General features: G+C 72.1%; 23 protein-coding genes and 1 pseudogene. 17 read left to right on the top strand and 7 right to left on the bottom strand.

Annotated elements, in window-relative coordinates:
* The first annotated feature begins 1 nt into the window (after position 1).
* The 4 genes from thrS (at position 2) to ACFY0T_RS20850 (ending at position 3476) form a co-directional block, all read left to right on the top strand.
* On the top strand, positions 2-1261 hold the full coding sequence (gene thrS, locus ACFY0T_RS20835) for a threonine--tRNA ligase (protein ID WP_388872373.1): 1260 nt from the start codon (positions 2-4) through the stop codon (positions 1259-1261).
* A 64-nt stretch (positions 1262-1325) separates the two neighbouring features.
* Positions 1326-2345, top strand: coding sequence for a PPK2 family polyphosphate kinase (locus tag ACFY0T_RS20840; RefSeq protein ID WP_388872376.1), 1020 nt, complete (start codon positions 1326-1328; stop codon positions 2343-2345).
* A gap of 81 nt (positions 2346-2426) precedes the next feature.
* Positions 2427-3281, top strand: a complete 855-nt coding sequence (locus tag ACFY0T_RS20845) for a polysaccharide deacetylase family protein (RefSeq protein WP_388872379.1) — start codon at positions 2427-2429, stop codon at positions 3279-3281.
* A gap of 18 nt (positions 3282-3299) precedes the next feature.
* The gene (locus ACFY0T_RS20850; protein ID WP_388872382.1) at positions 3300-3476 is read left to right on the top strand and encodes a hypothetical protein; all 177 of its coding nucleotides are present in this window, start codon (positions 3300-3302) and stop codon (positions 3474-3476) included.
* On the opposite strand, the gene ACFY0T_RS20855 is transcribed toward ACFY0T_RS20850, so the two are convergent.
* On the bottom strand, positions 3418-3978 hold the full coding sequence (locus ACFY0T_RS20855; RefSeq protein ID WP_388872385.1) for an ABC transporter: 561 nt from the start codon (positions 3976-3978) through the stop codon (positions 3418-3420). The genes ACFY0T_RS20850 and ACFY0T_RS20855 overlap by 59 nt on opposite strands.
* Positions 3911-4714, bottom strand: a pseudogene (locus ACFY0T_RS20860) (ATP-binding cassette domain-containing protein); the annotation flags it as partial. The pseudogene ACFY0T_RS20860 and the gene ACFY0T_RS20855, both read right to left, overlap by 68 nt.
* 71 nt (positions 4715-4785) lie before the next feature.
* Here ACFY0T_RS20860 and ACFY0T_RS20865 point away from each other — a divergent pair.
* Positions 4786-5505, top strand: a complete 720-nt coding sequence (locus ACFY0T_RS20865; protein WP_388872388.1) for an aminoacyl-tRNA hydrolase — start codon at positions 4786-4788, stop codon at positions 5503-5505.
* Positions 5506-5625: 120 nt separating this feature from the next.
* On the opposite strand, the gene ACFY0T_RS20870 is transcribed toward ACFY0T_RS20865, so the two are convergent.
* Entirely contained in the window at positions 5626-6204 is a 579-nt protein-coding gene (locus tag ACFY0T_RS20870; RefSeq protein ID WP_388872389.1) for a TetR/AcrR family transcriptional regulator, read from the bottom strand.
* Positions 6205-6291: 87 nt separating this feature from the next.
* On the opposite strand from ACFY0T_RS20870, the gene ACFY0T_RS20875 reads away from it, so the two are divergent.
* The 8 genes from ACFY0T_RS20875 to ACFY0T_RS20910 all read left to right on the top strand — a co-directional run bounded on the left by ACFY0T_RS20875 (position 6292) and on the right by ACFY0T_RS20910 (position 14370).
* On the top strand, positions 6292-6663 hold the full coding sequence (locus ACFY0T_RS20875; protein ID WP_388872392.1) for a DUF4267 domain-containing protein: 372 nt from the start codon (positions 6292-6294) through the stop codon (positions 6661-6663).
* A gap of 52 nt (positions 6664-6715) precedes the next feature.
* Positions 6716-7360 (top strand): TetR/AcrR family transcriptional regulator, encoded by a 645-nt coding sequence (locus tag ACFY0T_RS20880; RefSeq protein ID WP_388872395.1) that lies wholly within the window; start codon positions 6716-6718, stop codon positions 7358-7360.
* A gap of 104 nt (positions 7361-7464) precedes the next feature.
* Positions 7465-8073 carry a TIGR03086 family metal-binding protein gene (locus tag ACFY0T_RS20885; protein ID WP_388872397.1) on the top strand — a complete coding sequence of 203 codons (609 nt, stop codon included), beginning with the start codon at positions 7465-7467 and terminating at the stop codon, positions 8071-8073.
* 142 nt (positions 8074-8215) lie between these two features.
* Positions 8216-9010, top strand: a complete 795-nt coding sequence (locus ACFY0T_RS20890; protein ID WP_388872400.1) for a DUF4142 domain-containing protein — start codon at positions 8216-8218, stop codon at positions 9008-9010.
* A gap of 150 nt (positions 9011-9160) precedes the next feature.
* On the top strand, positions 9161-10486 hold the full coding sequence (locus tag ACFY0T_RS20895; protein WP_388872404.1) for a DUF692 domain-containing protein: 1326 nt from the start codon (positions 9161-9163) through the stop codon (positions 10484-10486).
* Positions 10487-10766: 280 nt separating this feature from the next.
* Entirely contained in the window at positions 10767-11534 is a 768-nt protein-coding gene (locus ACFY0T_RS20900) for a DUF4142 domain-containing protein (protein ID WP_388872407.1), read from the top strand.
* Between the two features lie 149 nt (positions 11535-11683).
* The gene (locus ACFY0T_RS20905) at positions 11684-12466 is read left to right on the top strand and encodes a TIGR04222 domain-containing membrane protein (protein ID WP_388872410.1); all 783 of its coding nucleotides are present in this window, start codon (positions 11684-11686) and stop codon (positions 12464-12466) included.
* 173 nt (positions 12467-12639) lie between these two features.
* Positions 12640-14370: an alpha/beta hydrolase gene (locus ACFY0T_RS20910; protein WP_388872413.1), complete on the top strand. Its 1731-nt coding sequence runs from the start codon at positions 12640-12642 to the stop codon at positions 14368-14370.
* Positions 14371-14416: 46 nt separating this feature from the next.
* Here ACFY0T_RS20910 and hemQ read toward each other — a convergent pair whose 3' ends face one another.
* The gene (hemQ, locus tag ACFY0T_RS20915) at positions 14417-15136 is read right to left on the bottom strand and encodes a hydrogen peroxide-dependent heme synthase (RefSeq protein WP_388872416.1); all 720 of its coding nucleotides are present in this window, start codon (positions 15134-15136) and stop codon (positions 14417-14419) included.
* Between the two features lie 4 nt (positions 15137-15140).
* Positions 15141-16745 carry a protoporphyrinogen oxidase gene (hemG, locus tag ACFY0T_RS20920; RefSeq protein WP_388872419.1) on the bottom strand — a complete coding sequence of 535 codons (1605 nt, stop codon included), beginning with the start codon at positions 16743-16745 and terminating at the stop codon, positions 15141-15143.
* A gap of 173 nt (positions 16746-16918) precedes the next feature.
* On the opposite strand from hemG, the gene ACFY0T_RS20925 reads away from it, so the two are divergent.
* Together ACFY0T_RS20925 and ACFY0T_RS20930 are read left to right on the top strand one after the other, a co-directional pair.
* Positions 16919-17914: a DUF4349 domain-containing protein gene (locus ACFY0T_RS20925; protein ID WP_388872422.1), complete on the top strand. Its 996-nt coding sequence runs from the start codon at positions 16919-16921 to the stop codon at positions 17912-17914.
* Positions 17915-17941: 27 nt separating this feature from the next.
* Positions 17942-19369 (top strand): FAD-dependent oxidoreductase, encoded by a 1428-nt coding sequence (locus tag ACFY0T_RS20930; RefSeq protein WP_388872425.1) that lies wholly within the window; start codon positions 17942-17944, stop codon positions 19367-19369.
* A 96-nt stretch (positions 19370-19465) separates the two neighbouring features.
* Here the strand turns inward: ACFY0T_RS20930 and ACFY0T_RS20935 are convergent, their stop codons facing one another.
* Positions 19466-19798, bottom strand: a complete 333-nt coding sequence (locus ACFY0T_RS20935) for a hypothetical protein (protein ID WP_388872428.1) — start codon at positions 19796-19798, stop codon at positions 19466-19468.
* A gap of 174 nt (positions 19799-19972) precedes the next feature.
* Between ACFY0T_RS20935 and ACFY0T_RS20940 the strand changes: the two genes are divergently transcribed.
* Positions 19973-20791, top strand: coding sequence for a rhomboid family intramembrane serine protease (locus tag ACFY0T_RS20940; RefSeq protein WP_388872431.1), 819 nt, complete (start codon positions 19973-19975; stop codon positions 20789-20791).
* Between the two features lies 1 nt (position 20792).
* Here the strand turns inward: ACFY0T_RS20940 and hemE are convergent, their stop codons facing one another.
* Entirely contained in the window at positions 20793-21860 is a 1068-nt protein-coding gene (gene hemE, locus ACFY0T_RS20945) for a uroporphyrinogen decarboxylase (RefSeq protein ID WP_388872433.1), read from the bottom strand.
* A gap of 367 nt (positions 21861-22227) precedes the next feature.
* Here hemE and ACFY0T_RS20950 point away from each other — a divergent pair, with 367 nt between their 5' ends.
* A complete protein-coding gene (locus ACFY0T_RS20950; protein WP_388872461.1) occupies positions 22228-22854 on the top strand; it encodes a DUF3000 domain-containing protein in 627 nt (208 codons plus the stop codon).
* The last annotated feature ends 49 nt before the right edge of the window (positions 22855-22903 follow it).

Below are 22903 nucleotides of genomic sequence, written 5' to 3' on the forward strand. Positions count from 1 at the left end.
CGTGCGGGCACTCGTCCCCTCCCGTGAGGAGACCACCATGCATGACCACCGCCGACTCGGCCGTGAACTCGACCTGTTCGACACCGATCCCCTGATGGGCGCGGGCCTGCCGTACTGGCTGCCCGACGGCGCGGCCGTGCGGCACGCCCTGGAGGAGTACGTCCGCGACGCCGAGCGACGCGCGGGCTATCGGCACGTGTACTCACCTGCGTTGGGCAAACGGGAGCTGTACGAGACCTCCGGGCACTGGTCGCACTACAGCGAGGACATGTTCCCGCCGATGGAACTCGGCGGCGAGCAGCTGGTGCTGCGGCCGAGCCTGTGCCCCCACCACGCGGTCATCTACCGCTCCCGCTCGCACAGCTACCGCGAACTTCCGCTCCGTATGGCCGAGTTGGGTGCCATGTACCGCTCCGAACTGTCCGGCGTCCTCGGCGGACTCACCCGCGTCCGCGCCATCCAGCTCAACGACGCGCACATCTTCTGCACCCCGGACCAGGTCGCCGAAGAGGCGTACGCGGCACTGGAGTTGATCGGACGGGCGTACGCCGCGCTCGGCATCAGCCCGGCGCGCCACCGGCTCTCCCTGCCGGGCCCGGGCGGCAAGTACGTCGCCGACCCCGAGCTGTGGGAGCGCTCGGCCGCGCTGCTCCGCGAGGTCCTCGACGCTTCCGGCGTGTCGTACGAGGCCGTCGAGGGCGAGGCCGCGTTCTACGGTCCCAAGATCGACGTCCAGATCGCCGACCCGGCGGGCCGCGAGTCCACCCTCTCCACCGTCCAGGTCGACTTCCACCAGCCCGAGCGCTTCGACCTGCGCTACATCGGCCCCGACGGCGCCAAGCACCGGCCGGTCATGGTCCACCGCAGTGTCATCGGCAGCCTGGAACGGGCCGTCGCTCATCTCATCGAGGTGCACGGCGGCGCCTTCCCGCCCTGGCTCGCGCCGACCCAGCTGGTGGCCCTGCCCGTCTCCGACGCCGAGGCCGACCGGGCCGCAGCGCTGGTACGCCGCTGCCGCGCGCAGGGGCTCCGCGCCGAGCTCGCCGCTCCGGACCAGGGCACCCTGGGCGCCCGGATCCGCGCCGCCCGCCTCGTCCCGTACCAGGCGGTGATCGGCCCCAGGGAGGCCGCCGCCGATCTGATCGCCTTGCGCCTGCGCGACGGCCGCCGCCTCGACGCCCGGCCCGCCGCCGAGGTCCTTCACCGCATCGGACAGCTGATCGATGCCCACAGCACCGACCTGCTCGACGAGGACGCCTGAGCGCGACTAGCGGGCCCCGGCCGCCCGTCGCACCATCGAGGGACACGGCCGGAAGGGGTACGCGGTGGCCAAACAGGACGGCAAGAAGGACGAGCGCGCCGGCCGGCGGGACGGCAGGAAGGACGAGCACGCCGGCCGGCGGGACAGCAAGAAGGACGGCGGAAAGCGCGACGGGAAGGCCGACGGGCACACGCCCAAGGGCAAGGGCCAGGGCCAGGCCCCCGCCCAGCTCCGCGAGCTGCTGCGCATCCCCGGCGGGAAGGGGGTCGACCTCTCCTCCTACGACGCCGAGGCCACCCCCGCCGGTCCGAGCGACAAGGCCGCCGGTCTCGCCGCCACCGCCCAGATGGGCGAACACCTCGCCGACCTGCAGGAACGTCTGTGGGCCGCGAGCACGGCGGGCGACCGGCGGCGCGTCCTGCTGGTCCTCCAGGGGATGGACACCAGCGGCAAGGGCGGCACGGTCAAGCACGTCATCGGACTGTTCAACCCCTCCGGCTGCCGCATCAAGGCCTTCAAGGCGCCGACCCCCGAGGAGCGCAGGCACTCCTTCCTCTGGCGGATCAGGCGGGCTCTCCCCGAGCACGGCGAGATCGGCATCTTCGACCGCTCGCACTACGAGGACGTCCTGATCGCCCGCGTCCGCGAACTGGCCCCGCGCAAGGAAATCGCCCACCGCTACGGCGAGATCAACCGCTTCGAGCGGTCCCTTACCGACGACGGCGTCACCGTCGTGAAGTGCTTCCTGCACATCTCCTACGAGCAGCAGCGCCGCCGCCTTCTCGCACGTCTCGCCAACCCCGACAAGTACTGGAAGTTCAACCCCGGCGACATCGACGAGCGCGCCCTGTGGCCCGCGTACCAGAAGGCGTACGAGATCGCCCTGGAGCGCTGCTCCACGCCACAGGCGCCCTGGTACCTGGTCCCCGCCGACCGCAAGTGGTACCGCAACTGGGCGATCAGCAGGCTCCTCCTGGAGCACCTGGAGGCGCTGGATCCGCAGTACCCGAAGCCGGACTTCGACATCGAGGAGAGCCGCAAGCGCCTGCTCGCGCAGGCCCCGGACCCCGGTGCGCGGCTCTAGGCGGGTGACTTCGGGGCCGTCTCCGCGCGGCACGCGTACGAAAGGGACGAATAATCACATTTGCGCGGATATTTTCATACGGTGATCATTCCTGTACGACGATTCGCCGCAACCTGCGCCCTCGGCGCCCTGGGGATCGCGCTCGCCGCCTGTGGTGCCCCCGGGACCCCGCACGCCGCCCGGCCAGGGCACCCCGCGTCCGCCAGTGCCGCGTCGTCGCGGCCCCCGACGCTCGCTCCCGGCCCCGCCGGGCTGACCCCCGTCTTCAAGAACGGTCCCCGGACCCAGGACAAGACCGTCGCGCTCACCTTCGACGCGGACATGACCGCTGATCAGGGGCCCCGGGCGGCGGCCGGGGAGCGCTTCGACAATCCGGAGCTGATCGCCACGCTGCGCGCGTTCAAGGTGCCGGCGACCGTGTTCATGACGGGGCGGTGGGCCGACGAGTATCCGCAGGAGGCCAAGAACATCGGGCAGGACCCGCTGTTCGAGGTCGCCAACCACTCGTACAGCCACTACGCCTTCACCGACGACTGCTACGGGCTGCCGACCGTGTCCGAGGACAGGATGCGGGCGGACGTGGAGCGGGCGTTCGCCTCCTTCAAGAAGGCGGGGGTGAAGGACGTGATGCCGTACTTCCGTTTCCCTGGCGGGTGCTACGACCAGCGGGCGCTGCGCACGCTGAGCGCGGCCGGGGTGACCGCCGTGCAGTGGGACGTGGTGAGCGGGGACGCGTTCGCGACGGATTCCGGCGCGGTCGCGCGGCAGGTCCTGGAGGGCGTGAAGCCTGGGTCCGTCGTCGTGATGCACTGCACGCGCAGTGCGGCGCCGGCGACCGAGCAGGCCCTGCGCACGATCGTTCCCGAACTGCGCAAGAAGGGGTACCGCTTCGTGAAGGTGTCGGAGCTGATCGGGGCGGCGAGCGGTCGGCGGTGAGCCTCGTACGCTGACGGCATGAGCGACGACTACTGCACGATCGACGCCACCAGGCCGCCCAAGGCGGACGGGCCGCCGTACGCGGAGTGCGTGCTGTGCCGGAAACCGACGGAGTACCCGGAGTCGTACAAGGGGATCACGCTGTGCCCCGTCTGCGAGTGGCAGGAGGCACAGCGCACCGCCTGCTCGGGCTGACCAGCGGGGAGCGCAGCGCGCCGCCCGCGGCGGCCGCCAGCGGCAGCAGCGGCGCGGGGACCCTGCCCTCCTGCGAGCCGGTGATCAGGTCGGTGAGCGCCACGTGGGCCGGTGAGCCCGTCAGCACCAGCGCGAGGAGCGCCGCGAGCAGCATCGCGGGCACCGCGCGGCCCGGCGAGCGCAGCAGCGGCCAGGTCGTGAGCGCGCCGACGGCCGTGCCGAGCAGCGCGCAGACGAGCGCCGCGAGGAGTCCGGCAGCGCCCGCCGCGAGGACCGGCATCCGCTTCTGGTGGTCCGTACTGGTCGGATCGCTGATCACCGTGACGACCAAGGTCGCCGCCGCCCCGATGAGCACGGCCGCCGCCGAGTAGCCGAGCGAGTCGAGCACCGGCTGGCCGCTCTGCACACCGATCGCGAGGAACGCCGCGTACAGGATGCACGGCGACAACCAGCGCTGGGAGCGGAGCAGGAGGGCGGCCTGGTAGCGGAGGAGGGCGGTCATCGGCGGCTTTCGGTTTCGAGGTGCGGTACGACGTTCTCGTCCTTGGGGAGTGCCCGCTCGTCGTCGGGGAGCGCCTGCTCGTCGCTTCGGCGGGCGGCGGGCCCTCGGCCTCGACGACGACGTGCGGTCCGGACACCGCCGAAGTGACACTGTCCGTACGGCGGTTGAGGGATCCGTCGATCACCGTGTACGTCGCGTCCTCCAGGCGCTTCGGGTCGTGGTCGACGAAGACGACGGCACCGCCGGCGGCGGTGCGTTCCGCGACCGCGCGTTCCAGTTCCGCGCGGGCGGCGACATCGAGGCCGGTCCAGGCCTCGTCGAGGACGAGCAGCTCCGACATGGGCGTACGGGCGTACGCGGCGGCGCCGAGCCGCTCCAGCCACTCCTCGGCGGCGCGGGCGGCGGCCGTACGGGTCAGGCCGTGGACGGCGCCGAGGTGGGTGAGGTACCCGGAGGCGGTGAAGGGGAGGGCGGCGGGGAAGCGCTCGGGGACGTATTCCCCCACTGCCTAGAGGGCGTGGGGGGACCCCCAGCGCGGGCGCCCGGTGATCCGGCCCTCGGTGGGCGCGTCGATCCCGGCGAGGAGGCGCAACAGGGTGGACTTTCCGGTGCCGTTGGCGCCCTCGACGCGGATCAGCGTGCCGAGGGCCACCGCCAGGTCCACGCCGCGCAGTACCCAGGGCTCGTGGATGCCGTAACGACGGCCGACCCCCTTCAGCCGTAGCTCACGTCCCATGGCGCCCCTCCTCGCTCGTCGTCACGGCCGCCCGGGGAAGATCCGATCTTCCGCCTGGCAGACTGGAGGACGTGACCAGTGATCCCTCCGTTCCCGGCGACAGCCCCTTCCGTTCCGAGCGCACCGCGCGCGACCAGGCACCGCAGTTCGTGCTGCCCCTGGTCGTGCGCATCGAGAAGGCCGCTCCCCCGGCGCGTACCGACGCGCTGGAGACCGCGGCCCGCGCCGTGCTGACCGTCCTCGGCGACGAGCGGTCGCGCGGCGACGGGGAATGGGCGCAGGCGATTCGGGACTGGCAGGACGCGCGGATCCGCAAGGTCGTCCGGCGGGCGCGCGGCGCCGAGTGGCGGCGGGCCGAGGCGCTGCCGGGCATCACCGTGACCGGGAAGTCCGCCGAGGTGCGTGTCTTCCCGCCGGTCCCGCTGGACGGCTGGCCCAAGGACCTGGCCCGGCTCCAGGTCTCCGGCACGGACCTCGACGACCCGGAGCCGCCGGTGGACGCCGACCCGACGGCGCCGGTGCTGTGGCTCAACCCCGACCTCGACATGTCGGCCGGCAAGACGATGGCACAGGCAGGCCACGGCGCCCAACTGGCGTGGTGGGAGCTGTCGGACGAGGAGCGCGCGGCCTGGCGCGACGCGGGCTTCGCGCTCGCCGTGCGCACCGCGGACCCGGCCCGCTGGGGTGAACTCACCACCTCCGGGCTCCCGTTGGTCCGCGACGCAGGCTTCACGGAGATCGCGCCGGGGTCGTGCACGGTGGTCGCGGACCACCCGGCGCTGCGCCGCTGAGGCTCCCGGCCCCTTTACCCTCGCGGGGGGCGCCGTCCCCCTTACCCTCGCGGGGCCTCCCGCCCCCTTGCCATCGCAGGGCCTCCCGCCCCGTTACCCTCAGATGGCCTCCCGTCCCCCTTACCCTCGCGGGGCGAAGTGGCCGATCAGGAGGGCCAGTCGGCGGTCGTGGCCCTCGCGCGGCAGGCGTCCGCTGCGCATCAGCGTGACGAGTCCGTGCAGCCCGCTCCAGAAGGTCTCCGTGAGGATGCCCGGGTCGTCGTCCCCCGCGAGCGGCTCGATGGTCCGGTGCAGCTCGCCGAAGGCGTCCCACAGGGCGGGCGGCGCCTCGGGGGTCGCGAACGGCAGGTCGACGGCGTGCGTGAACATCGCGTCGTACAGCGCGGGGCGTCGCTCACCGAACTCCGCGTAGGCCGCGCCGACGGCGGCGAGGGCCGCGCCGGGATCCGATACTGACGCGCGGGCCGCCCGCAGTTCCGCCGCCAGCTCGGCGAAGCCCTGCACGGCGACGGCGGCCATGATGGCGTCCTTGCCCTTGAAGTGGCTGTACAGCACGGGCTGGCTGTACTCGATCTCGGCGGCCAGCCGACGTGTGGTCACCGCGTCCCAGCCCTCGGACTCGGCCAGTTCCCGCGCGGCCGTGACGATCAGCCGCTCGCGCTCCGCTCGTTCGCGCTCTCGGCGCGTCTGGATCGACATGACAGTGATTCTAGCACCGCTAGCATTTGTGTCGGCGCTATGCTAGCTTCGCTCTTGTCCCTAGCGCTGCTAGCAAGGAGATCCGACGTGCTCACTCCCACGGCCTACGGCCTTGCCATCGTGCTCGACCTCCTCGTCCTCTTCATCGGCGCGCGGTTCCTGCTGCAGCCGGGGCTTGCCGCCGCCGGCTACGGCGTTCCCGCCAAGCCGCAGGGCGACGCCGCCTATCTGGAGATCAAGGGCCTGCGCGACGCCACCTTCGGCGTCCTGGGCCTGGCCCTGCTCGCCTTCGCCGGCGCCACCGCCGAGGCGTGGTTCATGCTGGTGGTGGCGCTGGCCCCGCTCGGCGACACGCTGATCGTGCTCCGTCATGGCGGCACCAAGGCCGTCGCCTTCGGGATCCACTTCGCCACCGCCGTCGCCGTCCTCGTCAGCGCCGCCCTGCTCTTCGCGGCCTGACAGAGCCCCCGGGCTAGGCTCTTCGCACAGGCGTGGACATGGGGAGGTCACGATGGCCGGAACCCGGCTGGACGGCAGGGTCGAACGCGGCAACCGCACACGGCAGTTGGTGCTCCGCCGCACCGTCGACATCGCCTCCGTCGAGGGACTGGAGGCCCTGTCCGTCGGACGCCTGGCCACCGAGCTCCGGCTCAGCAAGAGCGGGGTCTTCGCGCTCTTCGGCTCCAAGCAGGAGCTGCAACTGGCCACCGTGCGGGAGGCGGCGCGCATCTACGTCGAGCAGGTGATCCGGCCCACGGCCCAGACCCCGGCCGGGATCGCCCGCGTCTTCCGGCTGTGCGAGCTCTGGCTGGACTACTCCCAGCGCCGGGTCTTCCCGGGCGGCTGCTTCTTCTACGAGGTCATCGCCGAGTTCGACGCGAGGTCGGGGCCCGTGCACGACGCGGTGGTACGCGCCCAGCGGGACTGGACGGACCACGTGGAGCGCACCGTCACGGAGGCCCGCGACCTCGGCGACCTCCATCCCGACACGGACGCACCCCAACTCGCCTTCGAACTCATCGCGTTGATGGAGACGGCCAACGCCGTCTCCGTCCTGCACAACGAGACGGTCGCCTATCGCAGGGCCCGCGTCGCCATCAGCTCCCGACTGCGCGCGGCGGCGACGGATCCGTCCCGGGTGCCCGAAGTCCCGTAATCCGCACGCAACTTGAACACGAGGGCCGAAGCGCGCGGCCTACTGAAACAACTAGCACGACCGTTCGCTTAGTTTTATGCTCGTCCCCTCACCGAGGAGGCCGGATGACAACGACTGGACCGGACATCGTCGAGCTCGACCGGATCGCCGTGCACGAGTCGCTCAGGGTCGTGGCACTGGCGCGGGAGGCGGACTGGGAGCGGGACACACCCTGCGCGGGGTGGACGCTGCGGCAGCTGGTGGCGCACATGGCCGCGCAGCACTACGGGTTCGCCGCGGCCGCGCGCGGAACGGGACGCGAGGCGGCGTACTGGCGGGAGCCGGAGGACATGAGCGATCCGGGGCGGACGTATCGGGGTGCGGCCACCGCCGTGCTCGCCGCGTTCGCCGAACCGGGCGTCACGGAGCGGGAGTTCGCGCTGCCGGAGCTGGGCGGCGAGTTCCCCGGAGGGCGGGCCGTCGGCTTTCACTTCATCGACTACGTGGTGCACGCGTGGGACGTGGCCGCCGCGCTCGGCGCCGGCCTCGACCTGCCGGGCCATGTCCTCGACGCGGCGCTGGCCGTCGCCCGCCGCGTGCCGACGGATCCGGCGCGTCGTGGGCCGGGGTTCGCGTTCGCGCCCGTGCTCGAGGGGCCGGCCGGGTCGGACCCGCTGGACGAGGCGCTGCGGCTGCTGGGCCGGGACCCGGAGAAGTGGCCGCCGACGAGCTAGCGGAGCCCGCCCGTCGTCCCCGCCGAGCTGCTCCGCACGCCCCGCCACGGCGTTTGAACAACACCGCCGTCCCGCACGTACCCCCTGGCGCTGGCCAAGTAAAGGTTCCCAACGACCAGTTGGTTTGCCCGGGGAGGCACAATTGCGGCGTATCAACGGTACGGCCCTCGTCATCGCGGCACTCGTCGCCACCGTGGGCGCGCTCGCGTTCCCGGTGTGGTCGTACGCCGACCGTGCGGGCACGGGCCAGGCGAATCTCGCGGCCGGGACCGTGAACACACGCTGGGGGCCGCTGTCCGCCGCCGACCGCGATCTGATCGTACGGGTGCGACTGGCCGGCCTCTGGGAGTTGCCGGCCGGCCAGCAGGCGATCGAGCGGGCGCCCACCAAGGCGATCAAGGAGGCGGGCGACCACCTGATCGTCGGCCACACCGACCTCGACAAGCGGGTGCGGATCGTGGCGGCCCAGCTGAATGTCGAGCTGCCGAACCAGCCGAACGAGCAGCAGCAGGGCTGGCTGAAGGAGCTGACCGCGGCGTCGGGCAAGGAGTACGAGCAGAAGTTCGCCAACCTGCTGCGGGCCGCGCACGGCAAGATCTTTCCGGCCATCGGCGCGGTCCGCAACAGCACCCGCAACACGCTGGTGCGCCAGCTCGCCACGGACGCCAACCTGACCGTGCTCGACCACATCACGATGCTGGAGAAGACCGGCGAGGTCGACTTCGACGCCATCGCCAACGCGGCAGCCGCCACGTCGACCGCCAGCCCGACCGGCCCCCCGGCGCCGACCGTCGGTGCGTCGGCGGCCTCCGCGCCGCCTGTCCAGCCGGGCAACGGCGTCAACGTCTCGTCGAGCCCGTCGGCGCAGCCGCAGGTCGGCGCGGACATCAACACCAGCCGACCGGAGCCCACGGACTCGGACCACGTACTCCAGTAGCCGTGCGGAACCTCAAATGTTGCTCTGAACGTCCCCTCCCCTGGGTTCGGCCCCGGGTCCCGGGGCCATGACTCCGTCACGCCGGAACACAGTCCGTCGTAAGGAGACGACACGCAGGGTCTGGTCGAGGTCTGTGACGCAGGAGGGGACATGGAGCAGCTGAAGCGGTTGGGGACGGGAATCGGGTGGCGGCCGGAGATCGCCGACGCCGTGGAGCGCATGCCCGGCATCGACTGGGTCGAGGCCGTGGCCGAGAACGTGTGCCCCGGGCATCTCCCCGAGTCGCTGCTGCGGCTGCGCGAGCGCGGGGTCACCGTGGTGCCGCACGGGGTCTCGCTGGGCCTCGGCGGCGCGGACCGCCCGGACGAGTCCCGCCTCACCGCGCTCGCCGAGCGGGCCGAGGCGCTGGGCTCGCCGCTCGTCACGGAGCACATCGCGTTCGTACGGGCCGGGGGTCCCCTCACCGCGTCGCCGTCGCTGGAGGCCGGGCATCTGCTGCCGGTCCCGCGCACCCGGGACGCCCTCGACGTCCTGTGCGAGAACATCCGTATCGCCCAGGACGCCCTGCCCGTGCCTCTCGCGGTGGAGAACATCGCCGCGCTGATCTCCTGGCCCGGCGAGGAGATGACGGAGGGCCAGTTCCTCTACGACCTGGTCGACCGCACCGGCGTACGCCTCCTCATCGACGTCGCCAACCTCCACACCAACCATGTCAACCGCGGCGAGGACCCCGCAAAGGCCCTCGCCGAACTCCCCGTCGAAGCCATCGCCTACGTCCACGTCGCGGGCGGCTTCGAACGCGACGGCGTCTGGCACGACAGCCACGCCCACCCCGTCCCCCGGGCGGTCCTGGACATCCTGGCGGACCTCGCCTCCCGCGTGAGCCCGCCGGGGGTCCTCCTCGAGCGGGACGAGAACTTCCCCGAACCAGGTGAGCTGGAGCGGGAGTTGGCGGCGATACAGGGAACCCTGGAAAAGGCGGGGGAGGTCCCTCGGGCAGCGGACAGCTGCCCCTCGGCGACGACCGCCCCTGACTCCGGCGAAGACGGAGCCGACACCGGTCCCGCCCGGCAGCGGCTCGCTCTCGCGCAGACCGCGCTGTTGTCCGCGCTCGTGGCGGGAACCCCCGTGCCCGAGGGGTTCGACCGGGTGCGGCTGGGGGTGCAGGCGCGGGCGCTTGCCGCCAAGCGGGCGGATGTCGTGGCGAAGGTGGCCGCGGAGCTGCCGGAGATCCTGGCAGAGGGCTACCGGCCGGCGTTCCTCGCGTATGCGCAAAGGCATCCGATGACCGGTGGGTACCGGCGCGACGCCCTCGACTTCGCCGAGCAGCTGCTCCTCGCGGGGCTCCCGGAGGATGCGGAGACCCGGCGCCGGCTGCGCGACTGGTGGCTGGAGCGCTCGGGCCCGGCCCCGCTGTCGCAGCGCCCCACGGCCCGCCTGGCCCGCGCCACACGGCGGGTGCTGCTGCGCCGCTGAGTACGGGTGCGGCGACCCCTCGGCACGGCCGAGTACGCGCGCGGCGGCCCGCACCGCCGCAGAGTGTGCCGGGGTTAACACCGCCGTCTGTGAAGGTGCTGTGCGCGTCCGGATTCCACGGGTTTCGGATGGTCTGGCGTACGCCCGAAATACCGCATCCGGCGCCTTCCACCCACCGCTCAACCCGTTCTCCTCGTACGGCAGTTGGCGTAGCGCTCGCAGTAATATGCCAACCCGCACCCGAAGCGCACTAGCGTGCGGTGCCGCAACAGGAGGCACCATGCGATCCATCAACCGCACCGGATTGGTCAGTGGAACAGGGCTCATCATCACGGGCCTCACGGCGACCCTCGTCGCGCTGGTCTTTCCGATCTGGTCGTACGCGGACCGCTCCGGCACCGGCCTGGACACCCTGAACGCACAGACCGTGTCGACCCAGTTCGGTCCGCTGTCGACCCTGGACCGGGAGTTCATCACCAAGGTCCGGCTGGCCGGCCTGTGGGAGCTGCCCGCGGGCCAGCAGGCCCAGGAGCGCGGCACCACCCAGGCCGTACGGACCGCCGGAGGGCACCTCATCGAGGGCCACACGTTCCTGGACGCGCGCGTCCGCAATGTCGCGTCGCGGCTCAGCCTCGAACTGCCCAACCAGCCCAACCCGCAACAGCGTCAGTGGCTGGCCACGCTCGACGCGGCGCACGGCACGGACTACGACCGGAAGTTCGCGAACATCCTGCGCAAAGCCCACGGCAAGGTCTTCTCCGTGGTCGCCCAGGTCCGCGCGAACACCCGCAACTCCCTCGTACGCGACCTCGCCGACGACGCGAACACCACCGTGCTCGACCACATCAAGGTCCTCGAAGCCACCGGATACGTCGACTTCGACGCCCTCGCCGAGGACGCGGCCACCGCGAGCCCGCCGCCCCTCACCAACTCCCCGGCCCCGCCCGGCCCGACGCAGTCCCCGGACTCGCCGATCCCGGTGACGCCGTCTTCGGGCTACCCCATGCCTCCGGCCGCGTCGCGCGCCAAACCCCCTTCAACCCCATAGCTCCAAGGGGCCACACAGGGCTTCACAGGCCTCCCCAGGGCTCCATGGGGCCCAACCGGCGACAAGCGGAACGTCACATACCCGCAACGCTCCGTCCATATAGTGAATAACCCATGGCGTCCGCCCGGCCGTTCGCATAGAAAAACGCCATGTTCTGGGTCCTTCTCCTGCTCCTGGCCTGGGCCGCGGCCGGCATCTCCTGCACCCGGCTGTGCCTGGCCGCCGTACGCGCGGCGGCCGTCGACGCGGACGCGGCGCGCGGGCACGACCTCACGCTGTACGAGGCGGCGTTCCTGTCCGGCGGACCGGCCCGGGTCGCCGATCTGACCCTGGTCTCGATGGCCCGCCAGCGCCGGCTGCTGCTCGCGCACACCGGCTGGGCGACCGTCGTGGACCCGCGCGGGCGCGACGAGATGGAGCGCTCGGTCATAGGAGCCATCGGCCCGGAGGGCCAGTCCCGGATAGCGCCGGTCCGGGCGACCGCGGCCGCCGCGGACTCGGTGCGCCATCTCGCCGACCACCTCGTCGCCGTGGGGCTCGCCGTGCCCGACGGCGCCCGCACCACCGTCGCGGGAGCCGTCCGCCAGGTGCAGGCCGCCGCGGCGGCGGTCCTCGCGCTGGGTGCCGTGGCCCTGATGCTGCCCGCCCAGACCACCGGGAACGAGGTCCCGGTCGTCGTCTGGTTCGCGCTTCCGCTCGTCCTCACGCTGAGCTGCCTCGCCATCGCCCGCATCGAGGTCCACCCGTACACGCGCTGGGCGTCCCCGGCGGGACAGCGACTGCTCGGCACCCTCGCCCGGCACAGCGACGACACCGGCGACGACCGTACGTACCTCACCTCCGTCGCCGTACGCGGCATCCGCGCGATCGGCGAACCGGACCTGCGCGCGGCCTTCACACACCGCGACCGCAGCGCCGAGCGAAGGGGCTAGCGACGGGTTGGCGACCTTCCGAAGGGCCGCAAAGAGGCTTGCGGAGGGGCTGAGGGGCGCCCCAGGGAGCGCATAGGGGTCATAGGCGCCGACACCGGCGGCCGGTGCTTTACTTCGCCAACCGTCAAACGAAACATCCCCTTTGTCGCTGCCGCGTGCTGAAGGGATTCTCGATGAGAACTGCCGTCCTCCACGGAACCGCAGGGTCCTTGCTCCTGACCGCTCTCGTCGCCGCCCCGGCGGTCGGCGAGCCAACAGTCGGCACAGCAGCGGTCGGTGCCCCAGCGGCTGGCGCACCCGCCTGGCAGAACCCGGCCGGCGCCGCCGAGATGCGCGGCACCGCCGTCGCCGCCGAGCGCGCCGCGGCCGCGGGCATCCACTTCGGGAACTGCGCCAAGGAGCAGGACCTTCCGGGCACCCTGCAGTGCGGCACGGTCACCGTGCCCCTCGACTACGCCCATCCGGACGGCAAGCAGATCAAGCTGACCGTCAGCCGCGTCAGGGCCACCGGCAAGGACGCGAAGAACTCGAAGCGGAAGGTGCCCCGACACGGCGCCTTCGTCTACAACCCCGGCGGCCCGGGCGCCTCCAGCATGTACTTCCCGCTGATCGGCGTCCTCCCGGAGTGGAAGCGCATCGCGGGCGCGTACGACCTCGTCGGCTACGCGCCGCGCGGGGTCGGCCGCTCCGCCCCGCTGTCCTGCAAGGACCCGAAGCACTTCGTGAAGGCGCCCTCGCAGGCACCGACGTACCCCTCGGAGTCGTACAAGCAGGAGCGCATCGCGGAGGCGAAGGCGTACGCCCGCGGCTGCGCCGAGCGCTCGGGCAGCGCCCTGCGCCACTACACCTCGCTCAACAACGCCCGCGACCTGGACGTGCTGCGCGCCGCGCTCGGCGAGCAGAAGCTGACCTTCATGGGCGCCTCGTACGGGACGTATGTCGGTGCCCTCTACGCGACCCTCTTCCCCTCGCACGTCCGGAAGATGGTCTTCGACTCGGCGGTGAACCCCGACCCCGACAAGATCTGGTACCGCAACAACCTCGACCAGTCGGCCGCGTTCGAGACCCGCTGGGCGGACTTCCGCGCGTGGATCGCCAAGCACGACGATGTGTACGGGCTCGGCGCCACGCCCGAAGAGGTGCTGCACAGCTACGAGAAGGCGCGGGCGCAGCTCGCCGCCGAGCCCGCGGGCGGCAAGGTGGGGCCCGGGCAGTTGCAGAGCACACTCCTGCAGGCCGGGTACTACGACGACTACTGGCCGCAGACCGCCACGGCGCTCTCCGCCTATCTGAAGGGCGACCCGAAGCCGCTGATCGAGCAGGCCGGTCCGTTTCCGGAGGCGGCCGCCGAGCAGGAGAACGGCAGCGCGGTCTACACGGCCGTCGAGTGCAACGACGCGCCCTGGCCGACCGACTGGCGCACCTGGGACCGCGACAACACGCGCCTCGCGCGCCAGGCGCCGTTCGAGACCTGGGACAACGTGTGGATGAACCTGCCGTGCGCGTACTGGCCGGAGCCGCGGCAGAAGCCCCTCGCCGTACGGACGCTGCCGGGCGCGCTGCCGCCGACCCTGATCCTGGCGGCCGAGCGGGACGCGGCGACGCCGTACGAGGGGGCCCTGGAGCTGCAGCAGCGGCTGTCCGGTTCGGTCCTGGTGACCGAGAACGGGGCCGGGACGCACGGGATCGGGGGCGGGCCCAACCAGTGCGTCAATGGCTATCTCGACGCGTATCTGCTGGAGGGCCGGCTCCCGGTGCGGCGCGCGGCGTGCGCGCCGCACGCGGAACCGAAGCCGGTGGAGCCGGGCGATCGTTCGGAGGGCTCAAAGGGCTCGGAGAACTCGAAGGGCGCTGAGCGCTCCGAGGGCTCCGAGGACCCGAAGACCACCCGGCAGGCGCCCTGATCCGGCCGATTCAGCCGATCCGGCCGATCTGGGCGATCCGGCCGATCTAGGCGAGCCCGGCGACCAGCTCGGCCACCGACTTGCGGCGCCCGGTGAAGAACGGGATCTCTTCGCGGACGTGCATCCGGGCCTCGGAGGCGCGCAGGTGACGCATGAGGTCGACGATGCGGTAGAGCTCGTCGGCCTCGAAGGCGAGGATCCACTCGTAGTCGCCGAGGGAGAACGAGGCGACCGTGTTGGCGCGCACGTCCGGGTAGCCGCGGGCCATCTTGCCGTGGTCGGCGAGCATGCGGCGGCGGTCCTCGTCCGGCAGCAGGTACCAGTCGTAGGAGCGCACGAAGGGGTAGACGCTCACATAGTTGCGCGGCGTCTCGTCGGCGAGGAACGCCGGGATGTGCGAGCGGTTGAACTCGGCGGGGCGGTGCAGCGCCATGTTCGACCAGACCGGCTCCAGGCCGCGGCCCAGCTTGGTACGGCGGAAGAGGTTGTACGCCTCCTGGAGCTGGTCGCTCGTCTCGGCGTGCCACCAGATCATCAGGTCGGCGTCAGCGCGCAGCCCCGACACGTCGTACGTGCCGCGGACGGTGACATCCTTCGCTGCGAGCTGGTCGAAGAGCTCCTGGACCTCGTCGGCGTAACCGGCGCGGTCCTCGGGCAGTGCGTCGCGCAGCTTGAAGACGGACCACAGGGTGTAGCGGATGACCTCGTTGAGGTCCTTGGCCTTCTTGCCGATGTTCGGGATCTTGGCGGGGGCGTCGTCACTCATAAGGCTATTCTCCCGCGCCGCCGTGCAGACTCTGCACCGGGTTCGCGATCAACGCGTCCAGCCCGCCGCGGTCGCCGCCGAGCTGGTCCACGGCGGCGTACGCGCTCGCGATGCACGCGGGGATGCCGACCCCGTCGTACGCCGCGCCGCACACGGCGAGGCCCGGGAGCTTGGCGATGTGTTCGCGGATGCGGGCCACGCGCGCGTGGTGCCCGACGGGGTACTGCGGCAGCCCGTCGTTCCACCGGGTCACCCGGGTCGCGAGGGGGGCCGCGTCCAGGCCGGTGGCCTCCCGCAGGTCGCGCCGGGACACGTCCACGAGGTCGGCGTCCTCCCGTCCGAGCACGTCCGTCTCTCCGTACCGTCCGACGGACGTGCGCAGCACGAGCAGGTCGGGGTTCTCGTCGGCGATCCAGCCCCACTTCTGGGAGGCGAAGGTGGACGCCTTGATGGTGTGCCCGTCGACCGGCGGCACCAGAAAACCGCTCCCTTCAGGGAGGGCGATTTCCGTGCGGCGATAGGCGAGCGTGACGAGCGCCATGGAGGCGTACTCCACGGCGGCCAGCTCGGCCGCGGCGGCGGGCGCCTCGCCGCGCAGCAGCGCGGCGGCCGCCGGGGCGGGGAGGGCCAGGACGACGCCATCGGCGTACAGGACACGGCTTTCACGGCTTCCAGCGCTTCCACGGCCTCCGACGACGACACGCCACGCCGCGGGCGGCTGCGTCCCCGCGAGCAGCGAGCCGTCGCCGCCTACGAGGCCCGAGTCTCCGGCCGCCCCGGGCTCGCCGCCGGCCGCTCCTGGTCCCCCGCTCGCGGTGTTGGGCTCCGCTCCTTCGATCCTCCGCAATTCGCTCACCGGCGCGCCGGTGAGGATCTCGCCGCCACGGGCCGTCACCGACTCCGCGACCGCGAGGGGCAGTTGGCCCACGCCGCCCTCGATGCCCATGAAGACCGGCCCCGTCTGCTGGGCGGCGGCGGCCTTCGTCTGGATCTCGCGGACCGCCTCCGTCAGGGAGGCGTGGGTGCGGGCGGCCGCGAAGAGCTGGGGGACGGCCAGGCGCATGGAGATGCGGTAGGCGTCGCCCGCGTAGACACCGCCGAGGAGGGGATCGACCAGGCGGTCGACGACCTCGCGGCCGAGGCGCGCCGCCACGTACTCCCCCACCGCCACGTCGTCGCCCACCTCCGTGCGGGGTAGGTCGGCGTCGCGCTCGATGCGGCGCAGGCCCTCGTCGGAGAGGACCCCGGAGAGGGCGGACGCGGACCCGGGGACACCCATGACGTGGCCCTTGGGCATGGGGCGCAGCGCGCCGCGGGTCCAGAGGGAGGCCGTCGCGGTGGCGGGGGGCTGGAGGCGCTCGGCGAGGCCGACCTCGCGGGCGAGGGCCACCGCTTCGGGGCGGCGCGCGAGCATCGACTCGGCGCCCAGGTCGACGCGCGCGCCCGCGATCTCGCCGGGCAGCAGCTTGCCGCCGACACGGTCCGACGCCTCCAGGACGGTCACCCGCGCCCCGCGGTCCAGCAATCGGTGGGCTGCGGCCAGACCCGCGATCCCGCCGCCGATGACCACGACGTGTCCCGTACCCGTACGAGTCTCCTGTGCGCGCATGTCTCCACCTTCTCAGACCCCACTGACACGCCCACCAGCAGTCCGGTGTCCTGTACGAGTCCTGACCGTGACCGCATCGGGACCGGATCCGGCCAACGTCCCCGCCTACTCGGGCGTCGAAGGAGCGTCAGTCGTCAGGACAGAGTTGTCACGATCCTCGGGGGTAGGCCCAGATGCGCACACGACGTTCCGTACGACCCGTCCATACCTTGGCGGGGATCCTCCTCGCTGCCGCCCTCGCGCTGGCGGGGTGTAGCGGTGCCGACGACACTGGGGGGTCGTCCACCGACTCCAAGGCCGGCAAGGGGGCGGCCGCCCAGGAAGCCCAGGACGGTGCCGGGGGCGCGGCGGACAGCGGCAGGTCGAGCGGTTCCAAGGCCACCACCCCGCCCAAGGTGACCGCGAACCACATCATCCGCACCGCCTCCCTGACCGTGCAGGTCAAGGACGTGCCCAAGGCCCTGGACGAGGCCCGGACCACGGCGGAGAACGCGGGCGGCTATGTCGGCAACGAGACCACCACCCGCGACGAGAAGGGCCACGAGCGCACCCGCGTCGTGCTGCGCGTGCCCACCGAGCGGTACGACGAGGTGCTCGCCGACCTGCAGGGCGCGGGCAAGGTCGTCGAGCGGACGGCCAAGGCCCAGGACGTCACCGACCAGGTCGTGGACGTGGAGAGCCGGATCAAGTCCCAGCGCGCCAGCGTGGCCCGCGTCCGCGAACTGATGGACCAGGCGACCAAGCTCAGCGATGTGGTCACCCTGGAAGGGGAGTTGAGCAGCCGTGAGTCCGATCTGGAGGCGCTGCTCGCCCAGCAGGCGTCCCTGAAGGACCGCACCAGCCTGGCCACGATCACGCTCTCGCTGACCGAAACCCCGGTGAAGAAGGCCGAGAAGAAGGACGAGGACCCGGGCTTCGTGGACGCGCTCACGGGCGGCTGGCACGTGCTGGTCACGATGCTGCGCTGGATCGCCCTGGCGCTCGGCGCGGTGTTCCCGTTCGCGGTGGGCCTGGCGCTGATCGTCCTGGTGTGGATGCGTCTCGTCCGGCCCCGGCTGCCGCGCCGGCCCGCTGCGGCTCCGGCTGCGGCTCCCGCCCCGGCTCCGGCCACCGCCGGTTCGCTCCCTGTGGCTCCTCCCGTACGGGAGAAGAGTGGCGAGGAGGACTGAAATGCGGGGCCCCCGTAGCGTGTTCGTATGAGCATGAGCCGTACGAGCGGGACTGGCAGGGCGGACAGCGCGGGCAGGGCGAAAGAGCGACTGGTCGTGGTCGGCGGTGACGCGGCGGGCATGTCCGCCGCGTCGCAGGCGCGCCGGCTGCGGGGGCCGGACACGTTGGAGATCGTGGCGTTCGAGCGCGGCCACTTCACCTCCTACTCGGCGTGCGGCATCCCGTACTGGGTGGGCGGCGACGTCCCCGAGCGGGACCGGCTGATCGCGCGGACGCCCGAGGAGCACCGGGAGCGCGCCATCGACCTGCGGATGCGTACGGAGGTCACGGAGATCGACGTCGCGGGCGCTCGCGTGCGCTCCCGCGACCTCGAAACCGGGGCCGAGGCATGGACGTCGTACGACAAACTCGTCATCGCGACCGGCGCGCGGCCCATCCGCCCCGATCTGCCGGGCGCCGACGCGCCGGGCGTGCACGGCGTGCAGACCCTGGACGACGGCCAGGCCCTCCTGGACACCCTGGCGGCGACGCAGGGCCACCGCGCGGTGGTCGTGGGCGCCGGCTACATCGGCGTGGAGATGGCCGAGGCGCTCATCAACCGCGGGTACGAGGTGACGGTGGTCAACCGCGGCAAGGAGCCGATGTCCACGCTCGACCCGGACATGGGCCGCCTGGTGCACGCCGCCATGGAGGGCATGGGCATCACCATGGTCGACGACGCCGAGGTCACCAAGATCCTCACCGGTGACGGGGGGCGGGTCCGCGCGGTCGCCACGGAGGACACCGAGTACCCGGCGGACGTGGTCGTGCTCGGCATCGGCGTACGCCCCGAGACGACGCTCGCCAAGGCGGCCGGACTGCCCCTCGGCGACCACGGCGGACTGCTCACCGATCTGGCGATGCGCGTGCGCGGGCACGAGAACATCTGGGCGGGCGGCGACTGCGTCGAGGTGCTCGACCTGGTCTCGGGGCGCGAACGGCACATCGCGCTGGGCACGCACGCCAACAAACACGGGCAGGTCATCGGCTCCAACGTGGGCGGCGGGTACGCCACGTTCCCCGGCGTCGTCGGCACGGCGGTGAGCAAGGTCTGCGACCTGGAGATCGCCCGCACGGGGCTGCGCGAGAAGGACGCGCGCCGGGCGGGCCTGCAGTTCGTGACCGTCACCATCGAGTCGACCAGCCGCGCGGGCTACTACCCGAGCGCCACCCCCATGACGGTCAAGATGCTCGCCGAGCGCCGCACGGGGCGGCTGCTCGGCGTGCAGATCGTCGGCCGCGAGGGGGCGGCGAAACGGGTCGACATCGCCGCGGTGGCGCTGACAGCGGGCATGACGGTGGAGCAGATGACAGCCCTGGACCTGGGTTACGCGCCCCCGTTCTCCCCCGTCTGGGACCCCGTACTGGTGGCGGCCCGCAAGGCGGTAGCGGCGGTGCGCAAGAGCGCCCTCTAGGGGCGCGGGGCCGTGACGTCATGCGGCTCCGCCGCGCGGGCGCGCCCAGCCACGCATGGCCCGCAGTCAACGACCGACCGCTCCGCCGCGGCGCGCCTACGCAGACTCGTGCCCGGGGGTCCCGTTGATCCGATCGATGGCCTGCCGGGCCTGCTCCGCGGGCGGCCGCGCAGGCAGGGACGAGACCGAGGCGGGCGCAGCCACCGCCGGCGGCGACTGCGCCGGCTTCGCATGGGCGGCAGGCCTACTGGTGCGCAACCGATGGCTGACAGCCTCGTCGAGCGTCACCGGACGCTGCAGACGCGCCGCGAGCCGGCCCGCCTCCTGGCCGAGCGCGGCGACGTCCTCCCAGGGCAGGTGCAGCACGAGGGCGATCTCCGCCTCACCGTCGGGCAGGGCGTGCATCGGAGGAGTAACTCGGTCGTTCATCGCCTGTGTCCTCACGTCTTCCTCGCGTCGCGTCTTCGTCGCGGCGCGGGCGGTTGAGGAGACATACGCAGAGAGGGACGGCAGCGTTCAGTGGGGCGGATCCCCATGCCGTCACCGCCCCACGCCACGTACGGGGCGCGGATTCGCGCGGCGCATCGAGGGCACTAGTTCCTTGTGGTCATTCCCGTCCATGACGTGAACCCGGTGCGGCGCACGCCCTATGTGACGTACGCGCTGATCGCCGCCAACGTTCTCGTGTTCCTCTACACCCCCGGCCTCGCCGGATCGGTGGCGGGCGACAGCAGTCTGTCCCAGTTGTGCCATCTGCAGGCGTTCCTGGATCACTACGCCGCGGTGCCACAGGAGTTGATCCACCATCAGATGCCCCGGCTGGTGCCCACGGGCGACGTCGGGGTGGGAGCGCACGGGGCCGGCTGTGTGGTGAGCCCGCCGGACTACGACAAGTCGCCGCCGCTGTCGGTGTTCACGGCGATGTTCCTGCACGGGAGCTGGCTGCACCTGCTCGGCAACATGCTCTTCCTGCTGATCTTCGGCAACAACATCGAGGACCGCATGGGACATGTGCGGTTCACGCTGTTCTACGTCGCCTGCGGCTATGCGGCGGCCTACGGCTTCGCGCTGCTGAACGACGACTCGGGCGACCCGCTGATCGGCGCCTCGGGAGCGATCGCCGGGGTCCTCGGCGCCTATCTGGTGCTCTATCCGAGGGCCAGGGTCTGGGTCCTCGTCCCGTTCCTGGTCTTCCTGCCGCTGCGGCTGCCCGCGTGGACCGTGCTGGGCTTCTGGTTCGTGCTCCAGGCCGTGTACTCGTCCGGCGGCGGCGTCTCGACCGCGGGAACGGTGGCGTACGCGGCGCACGTCGTCGGCTTCCTCGCGGGCATGCTGCTCGCCTGGCCGCTGCGCCCGGGCACCCCGCCGCCACCGGAACCGCGCCGCCTGTTGTGGGGGAGGCAGGCGCGGCCCGGCTGGTGAACTAGCGGGCGGTCCGCGTGTGCACGTACTCCACGAGCCGGGTCAGCGCGTCCGGGTCCGTGGTCGGCAGGACGCCGTGGCCGAGGTTGAAGACATGGCCTTCGAGACCGGCGGCGGCGTCGAGTACCTCGCGGGTCTTGGTCTCCACGGCCTCGGTCGAGGAGAAGAGGACGGCCGGGTCGAGGTTGCCCTGCAACGCCTTGCCGGGGCCGACGCGGCGGGCGGCCTCGTCGAGCGGGACGCGCCAGTCGACGCCGACGACGTCCGCGCCCGCCTCGCCCATGAGGCCGAGCAGCTCGCCGGTGCCGACGCCGAAGTGGATGCGCGGAACGCCGTACGAGGCCACGGCGTCGAAGACCTTCGTGGACGCGGGCATCACCGAGCGGCGGTAGTCGGCGGGTGCCAAGGCGCCGACCCAGGAGTCGAAGAGCTGGACGGCGCTGGCGCCGGCCTCGATCTGGACCTTCAGGAAGGCGGAGGTGATCTCGGCGAGACGGTCGAGCAGGTCGGCCCACAGCTGCGGGTCGCCGTACATGAGCGCCTTGGTGTGCTCGTGGTTCTTGGACGGACCGCCTTCGACGAGGTAACTCGCGAGGGTGAAAGGCGCGCCCGCGAAGCCGATGAGGGGGGTCGGGCCGAGCTCGGCCGTGAGCAGGCCGATCGCCTCGGTGACGTAACTGACGTCCTCGGGGGTCAGATCGCGCAGCTGGGCCAGATCAGCGCGGGTGCGGATCGGGTTCTGCACGACGGGGCCGACGCCCGGCTTGATGTCGAGGTCGATGCCGATGGCCTTCAGCGGGACGACGATGTCGCTGAAGTAGATCGCCGCGTCCACGTGGTGCCGGCGCACCGGCTGGAGCGTGATCTCGGCGACCAGCTCGGGCCGCATGCAGGACTCCAGCATGGGGATGCCCTCGCGCACCTTGAGGTACTCGGGCAGTGAGCGACCGGCCTGCCGCATGAACCACACCGGCGTGTGCGGCACGGGCTCGCGCCTGCACGCCTTGAGGAAGGCGGACTCGTACGTGGCTGTCGGCTGCTGCCCGGCGGGGCTGTGGTTGGCACTCACGACGGAAAGTCTCGCACGCCGCACTGACAGCCAAGCTCGGGGGCAGCGACCCCCGCAAAGGGGCGCGGGGCTGGTGACATCGTGCGGCTCCGCCGCGTGGGCGCGAGCAACCCAAGACCACCCGCGGCCGCCACAGGATCGAACCACCCACGACGAACCGCTCACGGCCACACGCAGTTACGGTCACGAACACGGCGAAACCGAGCCGTTCCCGCCGAACTCCGGAGGCATTCCCGCCGCACCGCCGGAGGCATTCCCGCCGAACCGCCGGAGGCAAGGGTGTCTCTCCCTGCGCGAAGGCTCCGTTCCCCTTAATCTTCCCCGCATGGCTGCGGCTCAGGGACGACTGTCGGACGGCGCTGGCGGAATGGACGACGCGAAGGAGGGGGACCGGGATGCGATGGAGACGGCTCCGCTGCCCTTCCGGGCCGCCGTTGACGCGCTGAGGGCCGCGCGGCTGCGGCCGGAGATCGAGATCGACCCGACGCGCCCGCCGCAGCGCCTGGCCCCGTACGCATACGCGCTGGAGGCCGCGGTCGTCGCGGACGACGAGGATCTGGCCGACGGCCGGCTCGTCCTGCTGCACGACCCGGAGGGGCACGACGCCTGGCAGGGCTCCTTCCGCCTGGTGACCCTGGTCCGCGCGGAGCTGGAGCCGGAGATGGCCGCCGACCCGCTGCTCCCCGAGGTCTGCTGGTCGTGGCTGACCGGCGCGCTCCAGGCCCGCGGTCTGTCGTACGGCGAAGCGAGCGGCACCGTCACGCGCGCGAGCTCGCACTACTTCGGCGGCCTCGCGGAGCGCCCGGCCGCCTCCCAGATCGAGATCCGGGCGTCGTGGACGCCCCGGGAGGGCCTGGGCGGCGTCCCGGACACGGCCATGCACCTCGCCGCGTGGTGCGATCTGCTGTGCCAGATCGCCGGGCTCCCGCCGGTGACCCCGGGCGACCCGTCGGTGGTCAGCCTTCCGCAGCGCCGGGGACCGCAGCCCCGCTGAGGTTCCGTACGCGGGTGGGTTCCGTTGAGTTCCGTGCGCGGGCCCACCG

The organism is Streptomyces sp. NPDC001530 (assembly GCF_042894545.1).
Lineage (GTDB): Bacteria > Actinomycetota > Actinomycetes > Streptomycetales > Streptomycetaceae > Streptomyces.

Excerpts from the sequence above, each read along its gene's own strand:
- ACFY0T_RS20850 (WP_388872382.1), top strand. The coding sequence starts at position 3,300 with ATGAGCGACGACTACTGCACGATCGACGCCACCAGGCCGCCCAAGGCG.
- ACFY0T_RS20855 (WP_388872385.1), bottom strand. The coding sequence starts at position 3,978 with ATGACCGCCCTCCTCCGCTACCAGGCCGCCCTCCTGCTCCGCTCCCAG.
- ACFY0T_RS20870 (WP_388872389.1), bottom strand. The coding sequence starts at position 6,204 with ATGTCGATCCAGACGCGCCGAGAGCGCGAACGAGCGGAGCGCGAGCGG.
- ACFY0T_RS20880 (WP_388872395.1), top strand. The coding sequence starts at position 6,716 with ATGGCCGGAACCCGGCTGGACGGCAGGGTCGAACGCGGCAACCGCACA.
- ACFY0T_RS20885 (WP_388872397.1), top strand. The coding sequence starts at position 7,465 with ATGACAACGACTGGACCGGACATCGTCGAGCTCGACCGGATCGCCGTG.
- ACFY0T_RS20895 (WP_388872404.1), top strand. The coding sequence starts at position 9,161 with ATGGAGCAGCTGAAGCGGTTGGGGACGGGAATCGGGTGGCGGCCGGAG.
- ACFY0T_RS20900 (WP_388872407.1), top strand. The coding sequence starts at position 10,767 with ATGCGATCCATCAACCGCACCGGATTGGTCAGTGGAACAGGGCTCATC.
- ACFY0T_RS20905 (WP_388872410.1), top strand. The coding sequence starts at position 11,684 with ATGTTCTGGGTCCTTCTCCTGCTCCTGGCCTGGGCCGCGGCCGGCATC.
- ACFY0T_RS20910 (WP_388872413.1), top strand. The coding sequence starts at position 12,640 with ATGAGAACTGCCGTCCTCCACGGAACCGCAGGGTCCTTGCTCCTGACC.
- hemQ (WP_388872416.1), bottom strand. The coding sequence starts at position 15,136 with ATGAGTGACGACGCCCCCGCCAAGATCCCGAACATCGGCAAGAAGGCC.
- hemG (WP_388872419.1), bottom strand. The coding sequence starts at position 16,745 with ATGCGCGCACAGGAGACTCGTACGGGTACGGGACACGTCGTGGTCATC.
- ACFY0T_RS20925 (WP_388872422.1), top strand. The coding sequence starts at position 16,919 with ATGCGCACACGACGTTCCGTACGACCCGTCCATACCTTGGCGGGGATC.
- ACFY0T_RS20930 (WP_388872425.1), top strand. The coding sequence starts at position 17,942 with ATGAGCATGAGCCGTACGAGCGGGACTGGCAGGGCGGACAGCGCGGGC.
- ACFY0T_RS20935 (WP_388872428.1), bottom strand. The coding sequence starts at position 19,798 with ATGAACGACCGAGTTACTCCTCCGATGCACGCCCTGCCCGACGGTGAG.
- ACFY0T_RS20950 (WP_388872461.1), top strand. The coding sequence starts at position 22,228 with ATGGACGACGCGAAGGAGGGGGACCGGGATGCGATGGAGACGGCTCCG.